General features: G+C 46.2%; 17 protein-coding genes and 1 tRNA gene. 6 read left to right on the top strand and 12 right to left on the bottom strand.

Annotated elements, in window-relative coordinates; genetic code table 11:
• The first annotated feature begins 141 nt into the window (after window positions 1-141).
• From Q5866_RS01615 to Q5866_RS01600, 4 genes are read left to right on the top strand one after another with little or no spacing between them, the layout of a single operon-like run.
• A complete protein-coding gene (locus Q5866_RS01615) occupies window positions 142-1194 on the top strand; it encodes a VWA domain-containing protein (protein WP_303178350.1) in 1053 nt (350 codons plus the stop codon).
• A gap of 12 nt (window positions 1195-1206) precedes the next feature.
• Window positions 1207-2013 (top strand): tetratricopeptide repeat protein, encoded by an 807-nt coding sequence (locus Q5866_RS01610; RefSeq protein ID WP_099292038.1) that lies wholly within the window; start codon window positions 1207-1209, stop codon window positions 2011-2013.
• Window positions 2014-2063: 50 nt separating this feature from the next.
• Window positions 2064-3893, top strand: a complete 1830-nt coding sequence (locus tag Q5866_RS01605) for a BatD family protein (protein WP_227215231.1) — start codon at window positions 2064-2066, stop codon at window positions 3891-3893.
• 31 nt (window positions 3894-3924) lie between these two features.
• A complete protein-coding gene (locus Q5866_RS01600) occupies window positions 3925-4683 on the top strand; it encodes a tetratricopeptide repeat protein (RefSeq protein ID WP_303178347.1) in 759 nt (252 codons plus the stop codon).
• 70 nt (window positions 4684-4753) lie between these two features.
• Here the strand turns inward: Q5866_RS01600 and Q5866_RS01595 are convergent, their stop codons facing one another.
• The 11 genes from Q5866_RS01595 to Q5866_RS01545 form a co-directional block, all read right to left on the bottom strand.
• A complete protein-coding gene (locus Q5866_RS01595; RefSeq protein ID WP_227215232.1) occupies window positions 4754-5503 on the bottom strand; it encodes a LytTR family DNA-binding domain-containing protein in 750 nt (249 codons plus the stop codon).
• Window positions 5504-5510: 7 nt separating this feature from the next.
• On the bottom strand, window positions 5511-6533 hold the full coding sequence (locus tag Q5866_RS01590) for a sensor histidine kinase (RefSeq protein WP_303178344.1): 1023 nt from the start codon (window positions 6531-6533) through the stop codon (window positions 5511-5513).
• A 93-nt stretch (window positions 6534-6626) separates the two neighbouring features.
• A complete protein-coding gene (gene nudC / locus Q5866_RS01585) occupies window positions 6627-7457 on the bottom strand; it encodes an NAD(+) diphosphatase (protein ID WP_303178342.1) in 831 nt (276 codons plus the stop codon).
• Window positions 7458-7573: 116 nt separating this feature from the next.
• The gene (locus Q5866_RS01580; RefSeq protein ID WP_186975068.1) at window positions 7574-8122 is read right to left on the bottom strand and encodes a hypothetical protein; all 549 of its coding nucleotides are present in this window, start codon (window positions 8120-8122) and stop codon (window positions 7574-7576) included.
• Window positions 8123-8133: 11 nt separating this feature from the next.
• On the bottom strand, window positions 8134-9345 hold the full coding sequence (locus Q5866_RS01575; RefSeq protein WP_303178340.1) for a DUF4857 domain-containing protein: 1212 nt from the start codon (window positions 9343-9345) through the stop codon (window positions 8134-8136).
• A 20-nt stretch (window positions 9346-9365) separates the two neighbouring features.
• Entirely contained in the window at window positions 9366-10034 is a 669-nt protein-coding gene (locus Q5866_RS01570) for a hypothetical protein (RefSeq protein WP_303178338.1), read from the bottom strand.
• 22 nt (window positions 10035-10056) lie between these two features.
• Window positions 10057-10941, bottom strand: coding sequence for an ABC transporter ATP-binding protein (locus Q5866_RS01565; protein ID WP_303178337.1), 885 nt, complete (start codon window positions 10939-10941; stop codon window positions 10057-10059).
• 14 nt (window positions 10942-10955) lie between these two features.
• Window positions 10956-12485, bottom strand: coding sequence for a DUF6850 family outer membrane beta-barrel protein (locus Q5866_RS01560; RefSeq protein WP_303178335.1), 1530 nt, complete (start codon window positions 12483-12485; stop codon window positions 10956-10958).
• 21 nt (window positions 12486-12506) lie between these two features.
• Entirely contained in the window at window positions 12507-13712 is a 1206-nt protein-coding gene (locus Q5866_RS01555; RefSeq protein WP_303178333.1) for a DUF4876 domain-containing protein, read from the bottom strand.
• Between the two features lie 20 nt (window positions 13713-13732).
• Window positions 13733-16513 (bottom strand): TonB-dependent receptor, encoded by a 2781-nt coding sequence (locus tag Q5866_RS01550; RefSeq protein WP_303178331.1) that lies wholly within the window; start codon window positions 16511-16513, stop codon window positions 13733-13735.
• Between the two features lie 320 nt (window positions 16514-16833).
• Window positions 16834-17625, bottom strand: a complete 792-nt coding sequence (locus Q5866_RS01545) for a M48 family metallopeptidase (RefSeq protein WP_303178329.1) — start codon at window positions 17623-17625, stop codon at window positions 16834-16836.
• 170 nt (window positions 17626-17795) lie between these two features.
• Here Q5866_RS01545 and Q5866_RS01540 point away from each other — a divergent pair.
• Window positions 17796-17868 (top strand) — tRNA-Arg (locus Q5866_RS01540).
• A 23-nt stretch (window positions 17869-17891) separates the two neighbouring features.
• On the opposite strand, the gene Q5866_RS01535 is transcribed toward Q5866_RS01540, so the two are convergent.
• Window positions 17892-18782 (bottom strand): DMT family transporter, encoded by an 891-nt coding sequence (locus Q5866_RS01535; RefSeq protein WP_303178327.1) that lies wholly within the window; start codon window positions 18780-18782, stop codon window positions 17892-17894.
• Between the two features lie 87 nt (window positions 18783-18869).
• Here Q5866_RS01535 and Q5866_RS01530 point away from each other — a divergent pair, with 87 nt between their 5' ends.
• On the top strand, window positions 18870-19850 hold the full coding sequence (locus Q5866_RS01530; protein WP_303178325.1) for an alpha/beta hydrolase: 981 nt from the start codon (window positions 18870-18872) through the stop codon (window positions 19848-19850).
• Window positions 19851-20022 lie beyond the last annotated feature (172 nt).

Below are 20022 nucleotides of genomic sequence, written 5' to 3'. Positions count from 1 at the left end.
TTTAGATTTTAGATTTTAAATTTGGAAATGCAGGTTTAATCTAAGGTCTGAAAGTGAAAATGAAAATATAGAGATTGGAGAGGGACATGGAAAGTCATCAATCTAAAATCTAAAATTATTAAATCTAAAATTGAAAGGGTTATGTTTAGGTTTGCACATCCTGATTTATTATACTTACTGTTAGTAATTCCTTTGCTGATCGTGTTTTACGTGGTGGCTAGGATACGCAAGAAAAAGGCGATAGCGGAATTTGGGAATCCGGAATTGTTGGCAACGTTGATGCCTCTGCAATCGCCCAAGCGGGCGACGTGGAAATTCGTGATGGTATTGTTCGCGTTGTTCTTTGTTATTCTTGGAGTTGCCGCACCCCAATTCGGTTCCAAGTTACAACAAGTAAAGAAAGAAGGTGTCGAATTGATTATCGCGTTGGATGTGTCCAATTCCATGCTGGCACAGGATATAAAGCCCAGCCGGTTGGATGCGGCTAAACAGGCTATTTCCCGTATGGTGGAGAAATTGAGCGACGATAAGGTCGGGTTGATCGTGTTCGCCGGGGATGCATACGTGCAATTGCCAATCACGACGGATTATTCTTCTGCTAAATTATTCTTGTCGGGTATCAATACGGATATCGTTCCGGTTCAAGGAACGGCGATCGGGACAGCGATAGAGCTGGCAGCCAAGTCATTTACCCCGGATACGGAAGCGTCGAAAGCCATTATCGTGATCACGGACGGGGAAAATCACGAGGATGATGCTGTCGCGGCGGCAAAGGCGGCCCGGGAGAAAGGGATTTACGTCCACACGATCGGGATGGGATTGGCGCAAGGTGCTCCGGTTCCCGAAAAGGGTAACCCCGGTCAGTACATGAGAGACGGGAGCGGCAATCCGGTGATCTCCAAGTTGGATGAAGATATGTTGAAAGCGATAGCCAAAGCGGGAGAAGGTATTTTCGTCCGTGCAAGTAATTCTAACGTGGGATTGAACACGTTGCTGGACGAGATAAACCGGATGGATAAGACTTTGCTGGAAGAACGGGTTTTTGCAGATTACGCCGATAAGTACCAGTATTTTTTGATTATGGCTTTGATTTTCGTGTTATTGGATTTCATGATATTGGGACGCAAGAACAAAAACTTCTTGAAAATTAATATCTTCGGTACGGAAGAAAAGCGTGTTGAAAGTAAACATTAAAATGAGCGTGTTATGATGAAAGTTTTAATGACAATGATATTCGCGGTGCTGGTAAGTTTGCCGGTATGGGCGCAACAGGAACGAAAATTTATTCGCGGAGGAAATGATTTGTTTAAAGATCAGGATTTCGAGAAAGCGGAGGTGGAATATCGTAAGGCGTTGGACATGGAGGTGAAGTCTTACGAGGGAGCCTTTAATCTGGGAGATGCTTTGTACAAGCAAAAGAAATATGACGAAGCCTTGCAGCAATTCCAATCTTTGGCTCAAAACGAAAAGAACAAGGAAAAACTGGGCGAGTTGTACCACAATATCGGAAATACCCTTTTGTCCATGAATAAGTTGGACGAGAGTATCGAGGCTTACAAGCAATCGCTGAGGAATCGTCCTAATTCTCAAGAAACCAAATATAATCTGGAATTTGCCCGCAAGATGAAGCAGGAACAAGAAAACCAAGACCAGAACAAGGATCAAAACAAGGATCAGAATAAAGACCAGAACCAAGACCAAAATAAGGATCAGAATCAAGATCAACAAAACAAGGATCAACAGGATCAAAATAAAGATCAACAGGATAAAGATCAAAACAAAGATCAGCAAGACCAGAATAAGGATCAACAAAATAAAGACCAGCAAAACAAAGATCAGCAGGATAAGAAGGAGCAGCAACAACAGCAGCAGCAACCTAAAATATCCAAAGAGGATGCCGAGCGTTTGCTGGAGGCTTTAGGGGAAGACGAGAAGAAGACGCAGGAAAAAGTACAAAAAGATAAAGCTCAGGCACAGAAAGCGAAAAAGATGAAGATTGAAAAGAATTGGTAACTTCGCAGTACGTGTCAAAGGGTATAACAGAATAAAAAGAATAAACAAAGATGAGGTCATTAATTATAGCATTATTGTTATGTGTTATAGGGGGGACAAAGGTATTTGCCCAAAAGACGACATTCGAGGTTTCGGCACCTTCCGTGGTGGAAGTCGGGGAGCAATTCAGACTTTCCTACACGTTGAACAAGCAAGGTGAGAATTTGCAGGTTCCGACGTTAAAAGGATTCGATCTGCTGGCAGGTCCCTCGTTAAGTACTTCGATGAGTTTCTCCAATATAAACGGTAAAATGGAGCAAAGCTCACAGTTTACTTACACGTACGTGTTGGAGGCACGAGAGGAGGGTGAATACACGATAGAGCCCGCGACAATCACCATTGACGGGAAGGAACATAAATCAGAGGCTATAAAAATTAAGGTGATCAAAGGCTCCGGGAACACTCAAGGAAACACGAATGGCGGAAACCGGGGAACCACTCAACAGCGGGAAGAGCGGGGGAGTGCTTCAATAAAGAAAGATGATTTGTTTTTGAAGGTAGAGGTATCCCGTAAGTCTTTGTACGTGGGCGAGAGCTTGGAATTGACATTGAAAGTGTATTCCCGTGTGAATTTGGCGGATTTGCAATGGAAGAAGATTCCCGCTTTTGACGGATTCATGACCGAGGAGAAAAAGATACAACAGATCAGGTTGAACCGGGAAGAGTATAATGGTAAGATTTACGATCAGGCGGGAGTATTACAGCAATTGATTCTGTTCCCGCAACACGCCGGAACTTTGACGATCGACCCGTATGAGATTGTTTGTTTGATTCGGCAGCGTACCACGGGGCGCTCCGGTAGTATATTTGACGATTTCTTCGGAGGATACCGGGATGTGCGGGTACTCTGCGAGAGTGATCCGGTAAATATTACCGTGAAGAGTTTGCCGGAAACCGGGAAGCCTCTGGGCTTTAGCGGTATGGTCGGGACTCTTTCCATGAACACGTCGATATCTACCGATACATTGCGGGCAAATGACGCGTTGACTTATAAAGTGGTTTTGCGGGGGAACGGGAATATGAAATTATTGAATGCGCCCAAGATTAATTTCCCGCATGACTTTGACGTGTATGATCCGAAGATCACGAAAGATGTTACCGGGACTTCCGGGACGGTTACTTACGAGTACATCGTGATACCCCGTTACGCGGGTGAATACAAGATTCCTGCCGTGCAATATTCTTATTTCGATCCGAAGTCGAGTACCTACAAGATGTTGAAAGGGGATGAATACACGATTCGTGTGGCGAAAGGGAATGAGGCAAGTTCCAATGCGGGAGAAGCGGCATTACAGTCATTCAAGAAAGAAGATGTACGTGTGTTGGGACAGGATATCCGTTATATCAAGTCCGGTAAGAGTGACTTGCGTCCGAAAGGGATACAGTATTTCGCGACGATGTCCTATTGGTTGAGTTTTATCATACCTTTCGTGTTGTTTGTGATCGGAATGATACTGAACCGTCGCCGGATTAAAGCGAATGCCGATTTGGTACGCGTGAAGAGTAAGACGGCAAACAAAATGGCTCAGAAGCGTTTGAGAGCTGCCGCGGTTGCCATGAGAGCGGGTAATTCCGAACTATTCTATCAAGAAGTTTTGAACGCGATGTGGGGATACGTCAGCTATAAACTGAATATAGCGGCTTCCGAATTGAACCGGGATAATATTAACGATCATTTGACTCGTCGAGGAGCGGATGCGGCTTTGATACAGGGATTTATAGATGTACTTGATCATTGTGAATATGCCCGTTACGCTCCCGGGGCGAACCAAGGGGAGGAAATGGATAAGGTATACAAGGATAGTATATCCATTATCACGAAGTTGGATAAAGCGATTTAGGCAATTGAAAATGTACAATTGAAAATTGAAAATGATGAAGAAGGTATATATAATTTTGGTTTTGCTGTTATCCGGTATTGTTGCGTTTGCCACTGATACCAAGGCTTTGGAAGATGAGGCGACAAAGATGTATCAAGAAGGGAATTACCAGAAAGCGATAGATTTGTATAACGAGATTCTGGCTGATGACATGGAGTCGGCTTCCGTGTATTATAACTTGGGAAACTGTTATTACAAGTTGGGGGAGATCGCTTTGTCCATTTTGAATTACGAACGGGCTTTATTGCTCAACCCCGGGGATAAAGACGCCAAGTATAATCTAAAACTGGCGCAACAGGCCACGGTGGATAATATCAAGGTTCTGCCGGAATTGTTTCTTGTACGTTGGTATAATGCGTTCGTGACCGCTTTCACGGCTGATCTGTGGGCTTATATTTCCGTGGCTCTTTTTATCGGTTTTCTGATCATGGCGGCATTGTTCTTCTACGCGACATCCGTCTCTTTAAAGAAGAGTTGGTTTACCGTGGGAGTGATCCTGCTGCTCATGTCGATCATAACGATATTTTTTGCCTCGAAACAATATCATCGTATGACCAACAGGGATAGCGGTATAATCATGACTCCCAGCGTGGTGGTTCGCGGTGCTCCCGACAGTAGCGGAACGGAATTGTTTGTCGTCCACGAGGGATTGAAAGTACAGGTCCTCGGTTCTTTGGGCGAATGGTACAACGTGCGTCTGGCCGACGGAAACGAGGGATGGGTTACTAAAGCCGATTTGGAAAAGATATAGAGATAACTACTCGTAGAAAATGATTTCAGCAAAAGGATTGTTCAAAATAAATGAACAATCCTTTTGTTTTTTAGCTGACGAGCCACGATTTGAATTCGGAAGCTTTGTTTTTGCTGATGTATATGCGTTCGGGGACTTCAGTGTCGAGGGTGACGAGTAGACGGTTGTCGAACCAGATGGTGATGTTCGTGACGCTGTCTTTTGCCACGATGAATTGTTTATTTGCCCGGGTGAAACGTGCCGGGTCAAGAGTGGTGATGATCTGTTCCAGTGTTTTGGAATAAGGGTATTTGTTTCCGTCTTTCAAATAGATGCAGGTGTTTTTGTCTGTCGTGTAGAAGCAGGCGACGTCACGCAGGTTGACGGGGAGTAGCTTGTCCTTGTGTGGAATTAATAATCGATCTTGGTATTTCGGGGATACAGTGAGTTGGGTTAGTTGTGCGAGGTATTGCACGATGTCTTGGCGGGTGAGTTTACTGTATTTGTCGAGAGCATGGCGGATGTCTTCGACTTTTACCGGTTTCAACAGGTAGTCGATGCTGTTTACGCGGAAAGCCTCGATGGCGTACTGGTCGTAGGCAGTGGTGAAAACAATCGGGGTTTCCACGGTGATTTTGTCGAAGATGGCGAATGCAGAGCCGTCGGAGAGGTGGATGTCCATGAAGATCAGGTCGGGTGACGGGTTGGATTGCAGCCAGTGGACAGTTTGCGTGACACTTTCCGTGTTACCGGCGATCCGGATACCGGGGTTTACACTCGTGATGATGTCGGCGAGGTTCTCGTAAGCGGCGGTTTCGTCTTCTACAATCAATACTCTCATGGCAATGTCATTTTAATGGGAGGCAGACACGGAATGTCTCGTTATCTTGTTCTACCCGGATATGTTGATTCATTAATAATTCAAAGCGTTTTCTAAGATTATTGAGTCCCGTTCCGTTCGTGTCGGGCGGGGTTAATTTCGGGTACACGGGATTGGTGATAACCAGTTCCCCGTTTTCGGTAAGACGGATGGAGATCGTCATTTTGTACTCGCTGTCGATGCGGTTGTGCACGATAACGTTTTCCACTATCGGGAGCAGGGAGAGTACCGGTAGTACCAGCGTGTCTTTCTGTCGTTCATCCACGTCGATGGAGAATACCAGTTTGTTGGCGAAACGTACTTCCATGACATACCGGAAGGATTGTATGAATTCGAGTTCCTCGCGCAGGGAAACGAGTCCCTTGTGATCGCTTTGCAGGATATAGCGGAAGATGTCCGACAATTGATTGACGTAGGTCAATGTTTTTTCATCATCTTTTTTGCGGATGAGGGAGGATATGCCGTTCAACGAGTTGAAGAAGAAGTGCGGGTTGATCTGGTTCGCGAGGGCGTCACAGCGGCTTTGCAGGTTCTCGAAGCGCAAGCGCTCGATTTCGTTCTCTTTTTCACGCTGTTTAGAGTAGAGCATGGAGATATATCCGACCACGGTACACAGGACACAGGTCACGGAGAACTGGGAGATCAGCGTGCTACCCCGGAAGTCCGTGCGGATGCCGAAACGGGATACCGTGTACGAGATTCCCAAAAAGACGAGGTAAACAGCCAGCGTGACGAGAAAGGTACGTCCCAAACGCTGACGGAATGCTGCCGTGGGTAACGTTCGTAGGTTGTAGCGTATCAACCAAGCTATCAACCCCCAGAAGAATAATAAACGGTAAATGAAGTAGGTGAAATACAGCGGGTAACTCTCGACCGACATCATGTTGATTTCCCACGGGAGGCAGGAGAGGTTGGGATATATGATGAAAATCGCACTGATCAGACTGATTAGCGGCAGTTTTCGGGATATGTAGAGGTCAAAAGCATCCATAGTCGTATTTTTTGTCGTTACAAAGAAAAAGAAAATAATTGAACCTTGCTCTTTCGGGAGAAGTAAAACGAAAAAAGAGGGAGGGAAAGCGAACTAATTGTTGTTTCTGAAATACTCGATCATTTCGCTCGTGAGGCTGATGTCCGATTCGTTGGCGGGGATTTCCCGGCGGGGGAACCATTCAGCGACGGCGAGTTCGTCTTTGTCTAGGGTGATGTGGTCATTTCCCTCGACTTCTGCGAAGAAGCCCATGAGTAGGGTGTCGGAGAATGCCCAAGGTTGACTTTTGTAGTATTTGAGGTTTTTGACGTGCAGGCCGACTTCTTCCATGACTTCCCGGCGTACGGTATCTTCCACGGATTCGCCTATTTCGGTGAATCCGGCGAGGAGGGCGTATCTCGTGTATTCGCGGTTGGCGTATTTGGATAACAGTATTTTGTCGCCGTTCGTGACGGCAACGATCACGGCGGGCATGATCTTGGGGTATTCCATGTTCCCGCATTTTTCACAATGCATCATGCGTTCTTTGTCGTGGGCAGACATTTTTGCCCCGCAATGACTGCAAAAACGATGGTTGTCGTACCACTTGTGCAAGCTGTAAGCGGTGATTCCGGCGAAAGCGGAATGACGGGGAAAGGCTTTTCTGAACACGGAGATATCGACTAAACGGAACTCGCCTTGTTCCTCGGCAGGTCGGTCTATCCAATAGAATCGGTCATCATCTATGGAGAACAGGTAGGTGGCGGATTGGAAAAGTGTGTCCGTGTCACCTCTCAACTCGCTGAAGCGGGGGAAACGTATGGCACCGTTTTGCTCGTGCAGGAGAACTTTACGGTTATTGAAACAGAGGGCGAAGTCTGTTGTTTCCGGTTTGCGATTGGAATAGGCGTTCGAGAATGTATGTGGTGCGATGTCCTGTATCATGGTGTTATACGCTGAGTTTTGAATAACTATTTATAGGGGACAAAGGTAGGATAAAAAGAGAGGATGTCAAAAGTACAACAGACTTTTGACATCCTCTCTTTTTATGCGATTTTAAACTACTTTACAATATCGTAGTCGATGCCTTCGACGTAGTAAATGACGTAGGCGTCTTTATTGTTTTTCTTCATCCATTCGCGCATTTTGAGGATGCTGTTTTTCTCGGAATCGCAGTGAGCCTCATCTTTTTCACCTTTGGCTTCTTCTTCTTTCAGTTCTTTTTCCCATTTGTCGATGTATTCTTTCGAGAAGCGTTGTTCTTTAAGAACACCGGTTACCGCGATCTCGGAATTGACTAATTCCCGGTTGAAGGATTTGATGTTACCACCGACTTCTACGCGGATCGTGGTTTCGTCCGTGGGGTCGGAGATGAAGCAACGGCGTCCGGAGTGGGAGCAGGTGTGCTTCACGGGGCCTTGGAAGACAATGGTGTCATTGACACGTTGGTCAGCCACGGCGAGGAGATCATTGACTTTTAATGCTTTCTCGGTGATGCTCGTGGTTTGCTTTTGTGCATCGGCTTGGGTGTTCTTGGGTTTGCTTTTGCATGAAACGATAGAACAAGCGGCGATGCCGGTAGCGATGATTATAAGTGTTGATTTCTTCATGATGATATAATTTAGTTTTTAATTCTTGCTATAAGGCAAACGGTGATAAAACCCGCTACGCCCGTGAACAGGGAGATGGCGGCTGCCGTGTATTTCGCGTAAGGTTTTTGACGGCGGTAGAGGGCGAGTGTTATGATCGCCAGCAAAGCGCCGAGTCCTAGGGCTGTGAAATGGTAAGCCGATACGCGGGGATAGATGTAGCTGTTGGAGCTGTCGCCGAACCCCACGGTAAAGGGAAAGAGGTAAGGAGATACCTTGTCCCACGTCGAGGGAGTGGCGGGGCGATAGAGGTCTGCCACTTGCTTCATCGTGCCGTTTTCCAAGGCATAGGTGTATTCGCCCGAGGGTGATTCCTTGACAACTGTCCAATAGAACATATTTGCCATGACGGATATGCGGTCGATGTCCGGGTTGATGCCTTCCAGTACCTTCACGAGGCGGTAACCGTCGGTGGAGAGATAATAGAGGGTGCCGTCCGTGTCGTACAGGAAGCCGTAGAGGCTCCGGTTTTCCATTTCCTTGGGGAACATGGCGAGCGTTTTGATGCTTGTTCCGACTTTCGTGTCCTTGACGAAAGGTTTGCCGTTTGTCATCTTCACGTGGAAGAGGTTATTGCGGTTGTCGAGTACGAAATAACCTTCGTCGTATGATTTCATACTGGAGGGGATGCCCGCCACCCATTGTGCGGGTGCAGAGAATCCGGCTGCATCGAGGGCTTGCTGGAAGCGGGCGGATTTCTCTTCGTTCACCCGGTTCGTTTCCATGTTGATAAATTCGATACGCTCTTTCAGACGGAACATGTCGTCGGGGTTTTCGAGGTCTACTTTCCCGGAACATGACTCGAACATGGGGTATAGTTCGATCACGGGTGTGTTTTTGTCCTTGGGCTTGTACCAGAAGAAAAAGTTATTGCGCGCGATCGCCTGTAAATCCACGGGAACTCCTTGAATGGAGTCGGGCAAGGCGTTTTCCATTGCCAATTGCCGGTAATAGAACATGGGGAGTACCCGGTTGAATTCAGCGTCCGTGTACGAGTTGCCGTCGAGGTCCTTGCCCATGAGGCGTTCGTCAGCGGGATCGATGTAACAGAATTGGTTAATCACGGAACTGTAATACGTGAACGGGTAACGGACAGAGGAGTCCGTGGTGAGTTGCACGAGTGACGGGATGATCCATGATAAAAGGAATATGGAAAGCCCGATATATAGTATCTTTATTTTCATGTTTTCTTGATGTTTGATCGTTATTGCATACCCTGTTTGAATCGGCGGATGGATATCTTCGGAAACAGGAACAGGATTATGATTGCCCCGCACAGGTAGGGAAGCATGGGGGTGAACGCTCCCGGTACGCCTTCCGTGATGAAGAGCGAGAGGAGGAGCAGGGCGATAATCGCATTGCAGATGCGCTGTAACCACGTGGGTTCGAGTATAATCCAAGCGGTGAGCAGGTAGGCTGCCAGACCTGCCAGCATGTGTGGGAGTGTGGTAGAGAACCATGCCCCGATGACTTCACGGGGGAAGTTGAGGGATAGTCCCCAGAGAAAACAACCGTAGCAGACGGCGAAGGCGAGGAGTAACGCTGTAAACCCGTACGCCAGCATCAAGAAGATGATACGGTTTTCGCCCAAGGGGAGATGCAAGGTCAGTTTGAAGCGTTTCTTTACCATTTCCGGTATGAATTGCGCTATGCCGAGGATGATGCCCGCCAGCAGGGGAAACATTTTCAATTGATCGAGAAGTACAACGTTCTTCTGGATAAATACTTCCCAGAGGTGGGGTATACCCACGTTGCGGGAGGCGCTGGATATACGCAGGGCGATGTATGCCATGCCCAACGCGAATACCGCGAAGATGAGCAGGAGTATCCAGCGGGTTTTGATCCACTCTTTAAAAAGTAGTGCTTTATTCATGATCTTGATGTCGTTTTAGTGATTAATATTTCCCGGTCAACCCGATGAACGCGTCTTCTAGGGTTAGTTCTTCCATCTGCAAGCCGGGGAGTTCCGTTCCTCGCGGGACGAGTATTTCCCGGACTTTGTCGGCGGGTTCGAAAGAATAAGTTGTCCATAAGCCGTTGACTTTCTCCGTGTTCCACAGGGCGTCGTGTTTCGCAGGGGATTGCCCGTCGGGAAGCGAGAAACGGAAACGGTGGAAGTTATCCATGATTTCGCGTGTCGGTTTGTGTATCAACAAGCGTCCGTAGTCGAGGATGATACAGTCGTCGATCAGGAGTTCCATGTCTTGAATGATATGCGACGTGAGGAAGATGGTCTTGTCGCCTTTTGCGGCGAAGTCTTTGAGGTATTCGACAAAGAGGCGGCGATAACCGGGATCGAGTCCCATGGAGAAGTCATCGAGGATGAGCAGTTCCGGGTCTTGGGCGAAAAGAAGTCCCAGTGCCACTTGCGAACGCTGACCGCATGACATGTGGTTGATCTTCTGGTGAGGAACCACGTTCAGTTTCTCCATGAGTTCGTAGAATGCCTCTTTTTTCCAGTTGGGAAAGAAGGCGCTGTAATATTTTTCAATCTGTTCTATCGTGAAATAAGAATGTTGGACGTGTCCTTCCAGCAATAACCCGATTTTAGCTTTAGTGGCGGGAGTGAGGTGGTTCATGTTTTCCCCGAGGAGAAAACACTCTCCCGACCGGGGTTGTAGGTAACCGTTGAGGATGTTGATGATCGTGGTTTTCCCGGTACCGTTTTTCCCGAGTAATCCCAACACCTTTCCTTTCTCGACGTCGAAACTCAAGTTCTCGTAAATGAGTTTCTCGCCGTAGTAGTGGGTGATGTTTTTACATTCAATGACTTTTTCCATGTAGTTGTTGTTGTTTAAAACGTGAAGCCGCAATGTGCCTGTAAGGTTTCCCGTTGAAGGTCGCCCTTGAAGGCATCATGCCGCCAGTTGATTTTGATAAAAATGCCTTTGTCCCCGCGGGAAAGCGTGTAATCCCAGCGAAGTGAAATATCGGAAGCCCAGCTGTCGGTTGAGAGGTTCGCGTATACCGTGTTTACCGGTTCCAGCAGGCGTCGCGTGGTTTCGTCTATATCTGTTAATTGTAATTCCGCGTCCGTGTTGTAGCGGTATTCACCTTCCGCATCGAGGCGGAAAGTGGATTTCTTTATGCTTTTAGCGAGTGATACATTCATTCGTCCGGTCAGGTCGTTCAGTTTCATGAGTCGGGCAGGGTCGAGGTAAGTCATCTTGAACGTGTTCATCTCTGCTTGCGGCAGAATGTTCCACGAGAATTGCTTTTCCCTGTATTCTCTGCCGTACAGGAAAGAGAGTGAGAGGTTGTTTCTCTTGACGGATAATTGTTCCGTGCTGCCGATTTGCGGGTAAACACCCGTGGTGGGGTCGCCGAAAAGGTTCTCCGTGCCCTTGCGGTTCCGGTAGCTGCCGTTGAGTTTTAGTCCCCATTGTTCGCGAGGGGTACGTGTCATGTACGCTACCTCGGCTTTTATTTCGTCTTGGTTCAGTTCGTTCAGAGGCAGGTTGTTGAGGGTGGAGATGATTTTCTCGAAAGTGAATCGCTCGTATTCGACAGCCGCGGAAAGTCCTTTTTTAGCGCAGGGAAAGAGTTCGACGCTTGCCCCGTACCGGTGCCCGTTATAGTAAACACTGGAGTTTTTACCGTAGAATCGGCGGGAGTCCGTTCCCAGTCCAAAGAGATGGTATTCGGTAAGTGTACCGAGTTCATTGTAGTATTTAACGTCGTTTGTCTGCTTGTATTTGCCCGCGTGGATGGCAAGACCGACGTCATAACGCCGTGTTATTCTCGCGGAGATGCCCACGGAGCCTTTGAGGTCGGAAACCACGTTTTTAGGACGGGGATCCCGATTACGATACTCGATGAGTGCCCTGTAATTGGCGAATATACCCCACGTGAAGCGTTTGCCCGCTTGCGCGTACCCTCCGGCGAAGTAGTATTCTTCGGTTTTCAGGTTACCGCCCAGCGTGTCCGCCATGACGTAAGGATAGACGGTTAAAAAATCAGAGGTCTCGTTCCATTGCACGTTGTTCCGTTTCCCGTTTTTGTAATATGCATTGCCCCAAGTTTTGCTATTTGCCCGTAATGAAATATATGACGATACGTTAAAATTAAAATTCTGAGTCTTTGAACCTAACTGGGGCAGGAGTGCCTTGTCGGCACTCGTTTGCTCCCAGCCAATTTGTAATTCGGTCAATGAAAAAGAATGAGCGTAATATTGTAATGCCGGGTTGCGGTACGCTTGTGACACGAAGTTTTCTCCCGGGGAGAAAAATACCCGCGTGCGGGTGTTTACCGAAAGGGTATCCTGTGCCCGACTACTTGAGAATAAAACGGTTAAACTGAAAATCAGAATGAATAAAGACCTCATGATTTACTTGTTTAATAATAGTTATTTAGCTAATGAAGGAACGGCATCCGCCTCGAAGTCTAAGGTCGAATTGTTCGTGTCTTGTAATTTCTCTATCCCGTTGACGGTGGTCGGCAGCACTTTCCGGCGTACGCTTTTGTTGTAACGGTTCTGATCTTTGTCAATTTCACCGCAGTGAGTCCAGCCCATGTCCAAGGAAGGAGAGGTTACGATCCATTGGAATTCGGCAGGGATGGTCATGTTCACGGCATCGATGATGTACTCGTTCGGCACTTGGAGGCAATCTCCATCCATGGGTATCACGTGTTCGCCAAAGACGAAGGTGTACTCGTAATGATACATATTGACAGAATCGAGTACGTACTCCTCTATATTCGGGATACGGGCGAGGGCCATACTTTTAGATCCCCGGTTGTGGAAAAGGAATCTATCGTAGGGTGTCTTGATATTCGTTACAGCGGGGTTGTCAATATCGTTTGTTTCGTCATAGAATATCTCGAAGTCCGCCTTACTCAAGTCGAACGACTGCGAGTTCGCTTCGCGATGGTCGATGCCGTTGTCGGCGATGATGATCGATTCGCCGGGTTGCACGGGATACACCGTGCCGTCGCCGGGGATGGTGATAATAGCACTTACCGCCATGGCTTTGCTCATGATGTCCGGGGTGTAGTCTTGTTTGGTAACCGTCAGGAATTCTGACACCAATACGGAAAGTCCGTCAGCGTAAAGGACCGTGTCGGAGTTGTTGTAGATTTTGATAAACTTATCCCCGTCATATTGTTTGCCTTCAGGAGTGGTTGTTCCGGTAAAAAATATTTCGGCAATCACGAAATCCGATAATTCTTGAGATAAGAACAAGGTCAACGAGGATGAGGCAGTTTCTCCGGTGATGTTCACGGATTCTTTGTAACCTTTGATTTTGGTATTCATTTCTTGCTCTTCGAAAGAGTATTTCACGTTACCTTCAATCGTGATATGATATATTCCTTCGGTTAATTCGACTTCAAGCTGATTACCGGAGAAAGCGTTACTCGTGGTCGTTCTTCCCGTGTTGATGTTCTTGAAGCTGGCCGTCAGGTTGCTAACCGACGGATCGGTTAGGTCTTTCGGGTTTTCTGTCGTAAGGGTAAAGACCGTTGTCCGGATCGAATTGTTATCATCGTTACAGGATGATAAGCTGAAGATGCTTGTTACAATTAAGCTGAAAATAATAAAATACTGTTTCATTTTATGGTGTTATTTAATGGTTATAGATTCAAATTCAGTTCCATGCCGAAATAGGGCGTCACGTAATGTCTGACGGATAAATTGTTTTCCTTGTAATCCGGGTTATAATCAAGTATGTTATTCACGAACAATGACAAGTTTATTTTATCCCGCATAAATTTTTTGGTTGCTTTAAAATGTACGCTAATGGAAATGGGGTCTGTCCTTTTTATGAATAGTTCTTTATTATACTGTTTCACGAGGTACTGGAGCACGGGGTCAGAGAGATTATCTGCCGTGAAATCGTGTTCTATCCCGTCTATACTCACGTATTTTAATGGCGTTCCGCTTTTCCATTTGCTTTGCTGGCTGGAAATCCACAAGCACTGCACGAATGTTGCAAAGCTAAGTCCCAAGGGACGGATATACGTGTCGAACGCGAAGTTCGTGTTGAATTGCTGTTTGATGTACCCGTCATCATCCGGGTACAGGGCGACATATTTGATTTGTGCCCCGTTTATTAGCGTACTTTCATTCCGGTAGACGGGATGACTGTTGTGATAGGTCGATTTGAACCATGCCCCGTTTATCGTGATCTTGGTGCGAATGCTTTCGATACGTTTGGATGTGTAATGGTACTCAATTCCTTCCTTGATGATCATGCTGCCGTTGGTGGTTTGACCGAAGGTGTAAATCACGGTGTCTGTGCTGTAAGGGAGCGTGTTGATATCCGGGGGTGTTTGTATGGAACCGGGATCAAGCGCGGAAGCATCGTATTTTTTGTAATCGAAAGTACGCCAGAAGGAAGAAGTACGGAAACCAGATGTCATTTTTTCTCTGAAGTAGGTCATGGAGAAGTTGTTTTGACTGTAATCGAAGTCAAATCGAACTTCCCATTTGCGATTGCGCGCAGGTTCTAGTTTAAAATTGGTGATGTCTACTTTATAAGTCATCATGTTCAATCGGCGGTACTCTTCGTTCGTGTGGTAGTAATTCAATTGTGTGAGATCCACGTATCGAGTATCCGGGTAGAGTTGTGTCATGACGGGCATTTTCGTGTTCCAGCCGATACCCCCGGCAAGTTGGATATTCAGGATTCTGTTGAACAAGTAGGTGGTCGGGAATTTCCATAATAAATTTACCCGCGGGTCGAAATAAGTTTTACCGTTAATCTTGTATTCTTTATCAATGTTCAATGGGGTAAGGGTACGGACACCTCCTGCCGCTTGGAAATTGTGTGTACCCACGGGCACGGTTATCCTGTCTTCGATGAAGAATGCCAGCGTGTGTTCTGCCGGGATGTCGTCATACGGGCGGGGACGTGCTTTCATCGAGGGGTAGAGAGGACGGGTCAAGTCATATACCTGTCCTTTCCCCAAGTTTTTATTCATCCTCCATTCGGCACCTATTTTCATTGCGTTTTCTACTCCCGATATGTTGAATCCCAGTTCTCCCATCGCTTTGCTATAAGCGTTCAACGGTTGACCGTCTACTTTCAGGTGTGCCGTGTAGCGGTAGGGAAGAAATATTCCGTCGTGTTCCCCTTCTTCCGTGTTGTCGGGAATAGGGGTGTCCTTGTCAAGGGAAATGTATTTCGTACGTTTGATTTGGTCTTTCGAGTAATCTATTGCCGCGGATAGCGAGAGGCTTTTTAGCAATCGGTTATTCGTGAAATTCCAGTATAGAGAATTGGCTAGAGCCACGCGGTTGTAAGTCGATTTGTATTTATCTATTTTTTTGTACGAGAGTTCCGGATCGTTCTTGGCATTATCGAACGAACTTCCGTAGTCCGCGTTCAGGTTCCACGTCAATATATTCCAAGTACGCCCGATGCGTACGGAGCCCGTGAGGCGCTTGAATGTTTCGAGATTATTGCGGGGATCTATTTTAGAGTCCATATAGTCGATTCCGAAATTGATAGTCCAGCCGTTTCGGGTTGCCAGTCCTTTTCCGGCGTAGACGAGTTTGCTCCCGGCATCAGCTTTTAGGCGTATTTCCCACGGGTGGACTCCCGCTTTACGGGTGATTTTTACCAGTCCGCTCGTGAGTTCCCCGTATTCCACGGAAGGGATACCGCGGATGACTTCTACCGACTGTATGAAATCGGTTGACAGAGTTCTCGTATCGACACCTTTCCCGATACTGTTGCGGTTGTAGTCGTACTCGCCTTGATAGCTTCCCGGTATTTGCTGCATATTCGCGTCCGTGCTTAACGGAATACCGTCAATTAGAAAAGAAACCCCGAGTGAAGTTACATCGTAATCGGAACTGGATACCCCTACTTCACGCAATCGTATTTTGTTTACACTCCCGAGGGACGGATCTTTGGTCATCCCTCCCGGCAACAGAGAGAGAATATCCGTGAAACTTGACGGTTGCAGCAGATTCATGGCTTCCCGGTTTATTTTGGAAGAGGAGGTTAAACCTCGTGATTCGGATGCCGTGACAATGATGTCTTGTAACGTGATCGTGTCGATTTGCATGTGAAAAGACAAAGTTGTGTCCCGATGAATTGAGATTGTCCGGTGAAGGGGAAGATACCCGATAAACGACAGGCTCAAGGTGTATGTTCCCGGTTTGATGTTTCTGAAACTGAAACGTCCGTTTTTGTCGCTGACCGTGTTTAATTGTATCGTGTCGTTTTTTAGAGATACGGTGGTAAATTCCAATACTTCTTTTGATTCTTTGTCTTGTACGGTACCTTGTAAATGACACGTGTTTTTTTGCCCGAAACCGGGTAGGGTGAAAAGGATAAATGAAAATAGAATAAATAGCCTACATAATCTGTTATTTTTTATCCATGTACATTTAATAATAATCATATCTTTATTACAATTTGTTACTCGCGTATTATTGGTTGCCACGGTTGATTCCCTGTGAATATTTTTACGTCACAAAATTACGGCATCACAAAATACGAATCCATCACCATAAATGAGGATATTTAAAAAACGGCATCCCTATTTGTGGTGGTGTGTCTTTATGGCTTGTAACAGACTTGTTGTAAGATAATTGTACGAGTGTTGTAATGAATTGGCGTAGCGATTAATAGCTAATAGAGGTGAGTTTCATTTATTGATGTAGCGGCAGATTGGGAATTACCTATTCTGCCGCTACATCTTACCGTATAGAAAACGTTTGATTATTTCTTTTGCAGGTTATCGGCTTTTTCTTTTAAACGGGCAGCTCTTTCGGCACTTCCGGGGTGAGAAGAAAACATCTTTTGAATGAGATTCGCCTTCTCTCCGCCGGCTGCTGAAAGTTCAACCAGCTTATTTAAAGCTTTTGACATGGCATACGGGTCGACATTTTGCCGGATACAGAAATCAAAAGCGTAATCATCCGCGGCATTTTCTTGTTTTTGGGAGAATTGGGCACCCATGAATGCTTCGGCCAAATCGCCTAGTTGGGAGTCTGTTAATTTGGATACATTCTCGTTCAAGGCTCCCGCGGCGTTTTTAGCGGCAGAACGAAGATAAGCGTTTTTCATGGCGTTTTTGGAGTCGTGGTGAACCACGTGCCCGATCTCGTGTCCGATAACGGCAAGTACTTCGTCATCCGTCATGAGTTCCATTAATCCGGCGCATACCCGGATGCTACCGTCCCCGCAAGCGAACGCATTGACATCCACGACTTCATATACGCCGAAGTTCAACTTTAAACCTTCTATTTCCGGAAAGTTTGCCGTGATCTTGGCTAATCGTTTGCCTAATTCACTATCCGGTGCGGCTAGTTTATTGTGAGTATCCATCCATTGCATGTACTCTTTGCTCATGTTTGCTATATCCTCATCAGAAAGAGTGATTGCTCCTGCCGCGTCCTTTCCGGCTTGAATGGCTTTCTTCGTGTCAATCTTCATTTTACCGATTTTGATTTGCGCCTGCAATGTCGTCACTCCGGCGACTAAAAAGATAAGTATAAATAAATTCTTCATTTTTAATTGTTTATGTTATTATGTATGTTTTGTTACGTATCTCTATTTTGGTGGGCAAAAATATATATTTCCCGTAGATAAGGCAATAGTTGCAGATTATTTGAAAAATATTTTCCCCCGTATGATTCGTGTAAAAGAAATTATATTACCTTTGCATCGCTCAAGAAAAAGGACTCGTAGCTTAATGGATAGAGCACTTGGTTACGGCCCAAGAGGTTGTGGGTTCGACTCCCGCCGAGTTCACGAAACCGTCTGAATGTCAACATTCAGACGGTTTTTCTTTTCGTGATGGAATCTTTGATAAAGACACTTCCCGTTTGCAGGATAACCGAGAGTATGATGATGCTGAGTCCGATATAAAAAGAGATGTTCAGTTCTTTCGCCTCGTTGAAGAGTAACATGGCCAGTAAGATGCTGTACACGGGTTCCAAATTGTAGCTTAGGTTGACGGTGAATGCCGAGATTGTTTTTAGTACTTGAATCTGGAGAATATACAACCCGATCGTACAGATTGACGCCAATAACAGCAGGTTGATGAAATCCGATAAATCGGGGAGTATCGTTGGTACGGGAAAGTAGCTCAAGTAAAGAGGTAATAAACAGGAGAGTCCGATAAATCCGCCTGCCATTTCATACAATAGCAACGTGCTTGTCACGTGCTTGCTGCCGATTTTTTTATTCGTGATCGTGAAAAGGGCGGCGAGGGCGGAAGATATGGCACCCAGACAGATCCCGAGACGATAACGGGTGTCGAAATGGAAGATTAGAATAATGCCGAACAACGTCAACAAGCTGAACAGTATTTCTCTGATAGATATTCTGCGCCGATAAATTAGGGGTTCCAAAAATGCCGTGAAGAATCCTGTCAGCGAGAAGCATACCACCCCGATCGATACATTGGATGCCTTGATACTTCCGTAGAAGAAAACCCAATGAAATCCAAGGAGTAACCCGACACCACCTATTTTGAGCGTATCCCCGAGAGCGATCTTGTGTAATTCTTTCTTGAAATACAATATGATCGAGAATAAAAGAGTGGCGAACATCATGCGATACCAAACCAGCAATCCTTCGTTCAGCGTTATCAGTTTCCCGAATATTCCCGTTGCCCCGGCAAGAATGATAGATACGTGTAGTTTGATAAAGGCTTCTTTCATTTTATGTTATTTGTATGATTTTCGTCCGGAGCGAAATTATAATTTAATCTCTAAAAGAAGGATGAATTACGGTAAATAATTATACATTTGGAAGATGTAATCCATAATACGATGAATGCCATGACGACTTCTTACACGGAAGATATTTTGAAAGACGGGTTTGAACAACGGAGTATTTCGTTGCGGGATGATTACGAGGGAAAGGCTGTGAGCGTTTTGGTACGTCGTTTGGCAATAACGGACAAGGGGTTGGCGGTACTCTACATCCATGGTTTTAATGATTACTTTTTCCAAAAAGAGATGGCATTCCGGTTTAATGAACGGGGGATTCATTTCTATGCTTTGGATTTGAGAAAATACGGTCGTTCGTGGCTGCCTCACCAGAAATTCAATGATATCCGGGATTTGAGAACCTATTTTGAAGAGATAGAGGAGGCGTTGAGGATTATTCGTGAGGAGGGGATCCGGAAAACCGTGTTAATGGGACATTCCACGGGTGGGTTGATCATCACGCTCTTTGCCAAGGAAAAGCGGGACAATCCGTTTTTTGACGCTCTCGTGCTGAATAGCCCGTTTTTCGAATTTAACCAGAGTCGGGTGGTGCGAAAGTTATTGCCGTTGGTCGCTTGGGTGGGTAAATATATGCCGGAAATAAAGGTCGCGGGCGGATTCACGGAGGAGTACGGGAAGTATCTTCATCAGGCGTGTCTGGGGGAGTGGGATTATGATTTGACATGGAAACCGCATGTTGCACCCCGTGTTAATTTGGGATGGGTGCGGGCGATATATAAAGCGCAACGGGAGTTGATGAAGCCGTTTTCAGTAAATGCTCCCTTTTTAATACTACATTCTGAAAAGTCGGTTACGGATATTAAAGACAAGGAACAGATTCAGACCTGTGATTCTATTCTGAACGTGGAGGATATCAAACGGATTGCCCGAAATATCCGGGGCGATGTCGATATTGTCGCTATTCCCGGCGGTTTGCACGATTTGGTGCTTTCCGGGAAAGAGGTACGGGAAAACGTGTACCGGGAAATCTTTCGTTGGTGGGAGAGTTTAGGGTAATTATTCGTAAGGTTGGGGTCCACGCGTGGTTAATGGAGTATTTGGGTCATCATCGAAAGGAAGCGTGGACCCCGAGAGGTTCTTTTGAAACCCGTTCCGTTAGTCCGCGTTCGGAACGAGGTGTCCTCTTGCCTACGATTGGAGATCTTCGTGTACACATTGAGGTGAACAA

The organism is uncultured Butyricimonas sp. (genome assembly GCF_959596855.1).
Taxonomy (GTDB): Bacteria; Bacteroidota; Bacteroidia; order Bacteroidales; family Marinifilaceae; genus Butyricimonas; species Butyricimonas muris.
The sequence above is the reverse complement of the archived record's forward strand: the minus strand, read 5'-3'. Positions and strand labels throughout refer to the sequence as shown.

What these genes read in the sequence shown, in the direction of transcription:
- Q5866_RS01565 (WP_303178337.1), bottom strand. Translation starts at nt 10,941, where the DNA reads ATGGAAAAAGTCATTGAATGTAAAAACATCACCCACTACTACGGCGAG.
- Q5866_RS01605 (WP_227215231.1), top strand. Translation starts at nt 2,064, where the DNA reads ATGAGGTCATTAATTATAGCATTATTGTTATGTGTTATAGGGGGGACA.
- Q5866_RS01555 (WP_303178333.1), bottom strand. Translation starts at nt 13,712, where the DNA reads ATGAAACAGTATTTTATTATTTTCAGCTTAATTGTAACAAGCATCTTC.
- Q5866_RS01590 (WP_303178344.1), bottom strand. Translation starts at nt 6,533, where the DNA reads ATGGATGCTTTTGACCTCTACATATCCCGAAAACTGCCGCTAATCAGT.
- Q5866_RS01545 (WP_303178329.1), bottom strand. Translation starts at nt 17,625, where the DNA reads ATGAAGAATTTATTTATACTTATCTTTTTAGTCGCCGGAGTGACGACA.
- Q5866_RS01535 (WP_303178327.1), bottom strand. Translation starts at nt 18,782, where the DNA reads ATGAAAGAAGCCTTTATCAAACTACACGTATCTATCATTCTTGCCGGG.
- Q5866_RS01600 (WP_303178347.1), top strand. Translation starts at nt 3,925, where the DNA reads ATGATGAAGAAGGTATATATAATTTTGGTTTTGCTGTTATCCGGTATT.
- Q5866_RS01615 (WP_303178350.1), top strand. Translation starts at nt 142, where the DNA reads ATGTTTAGGTTTGCACATCCTGATTTATTATACTTACTGTTAGTAATT.
- Q5866_RS01595 (WP_227215232.1), bottom strand. Translation starts at nt 5,503, where the DNA reads ATGAGAGTATTGATTGTAGAAGACGAAACCGCCGCTTACGAGAACCTC.
- Q5866_RS01575 (WP_303178340.1), bottom strand. Translation starts at nt 9,345, where the DNA reads ATGAAAATAAAGATACTATATATCGGGCTTTCCATATTCCTTTTATCA.
- Q5866_RS01580 (WP_186975068.1), bottom strand. Translation starts at nt 8,122, where the DNA reads ATGAAGAAATCAACACTTATAATCATCGCTACCGGCATCGCCGCTTGT.
- nudC (WP_303178342.1), bottom strand. Translation starts at nt 7,457, where the DNA reads ATGATACAGGACATCGCACCACATACATTCTCGAACGCCTATTCCAAT.
- Q5866_RS01560 (WP_303178335.1), bottom strand. Translation starts at nt 12,485, where the DNA reads ATGAGGTCTTTATTCATTCTGATTTTCAGTTTAACCGTTTTATTCTCA.
- Q5866_RS01550 (WP_303178331.1), bottom strand. Translation starts at nt 16,513, where the DNA reads ATGATTATTATTAAATGTACATGGATAAAAAATAACAGATTATGTAGG.
- Q5866_RS01610 (WP_099292038.1), top strand. Translation starts at nt 1,207, where the DNA reads ATGATGAAAGTTTTAATGACAATGATATTCGCGGTGCTGGTAAGTTTG.
- Q5866_RS01570 (WP_303178338.1), bottom strand. Translation starts at nt 10,034, where the DNA reads ATGAATAAAGCACTACTTTTTAAAGAGTGGATCAAAACCCGCTGGATA.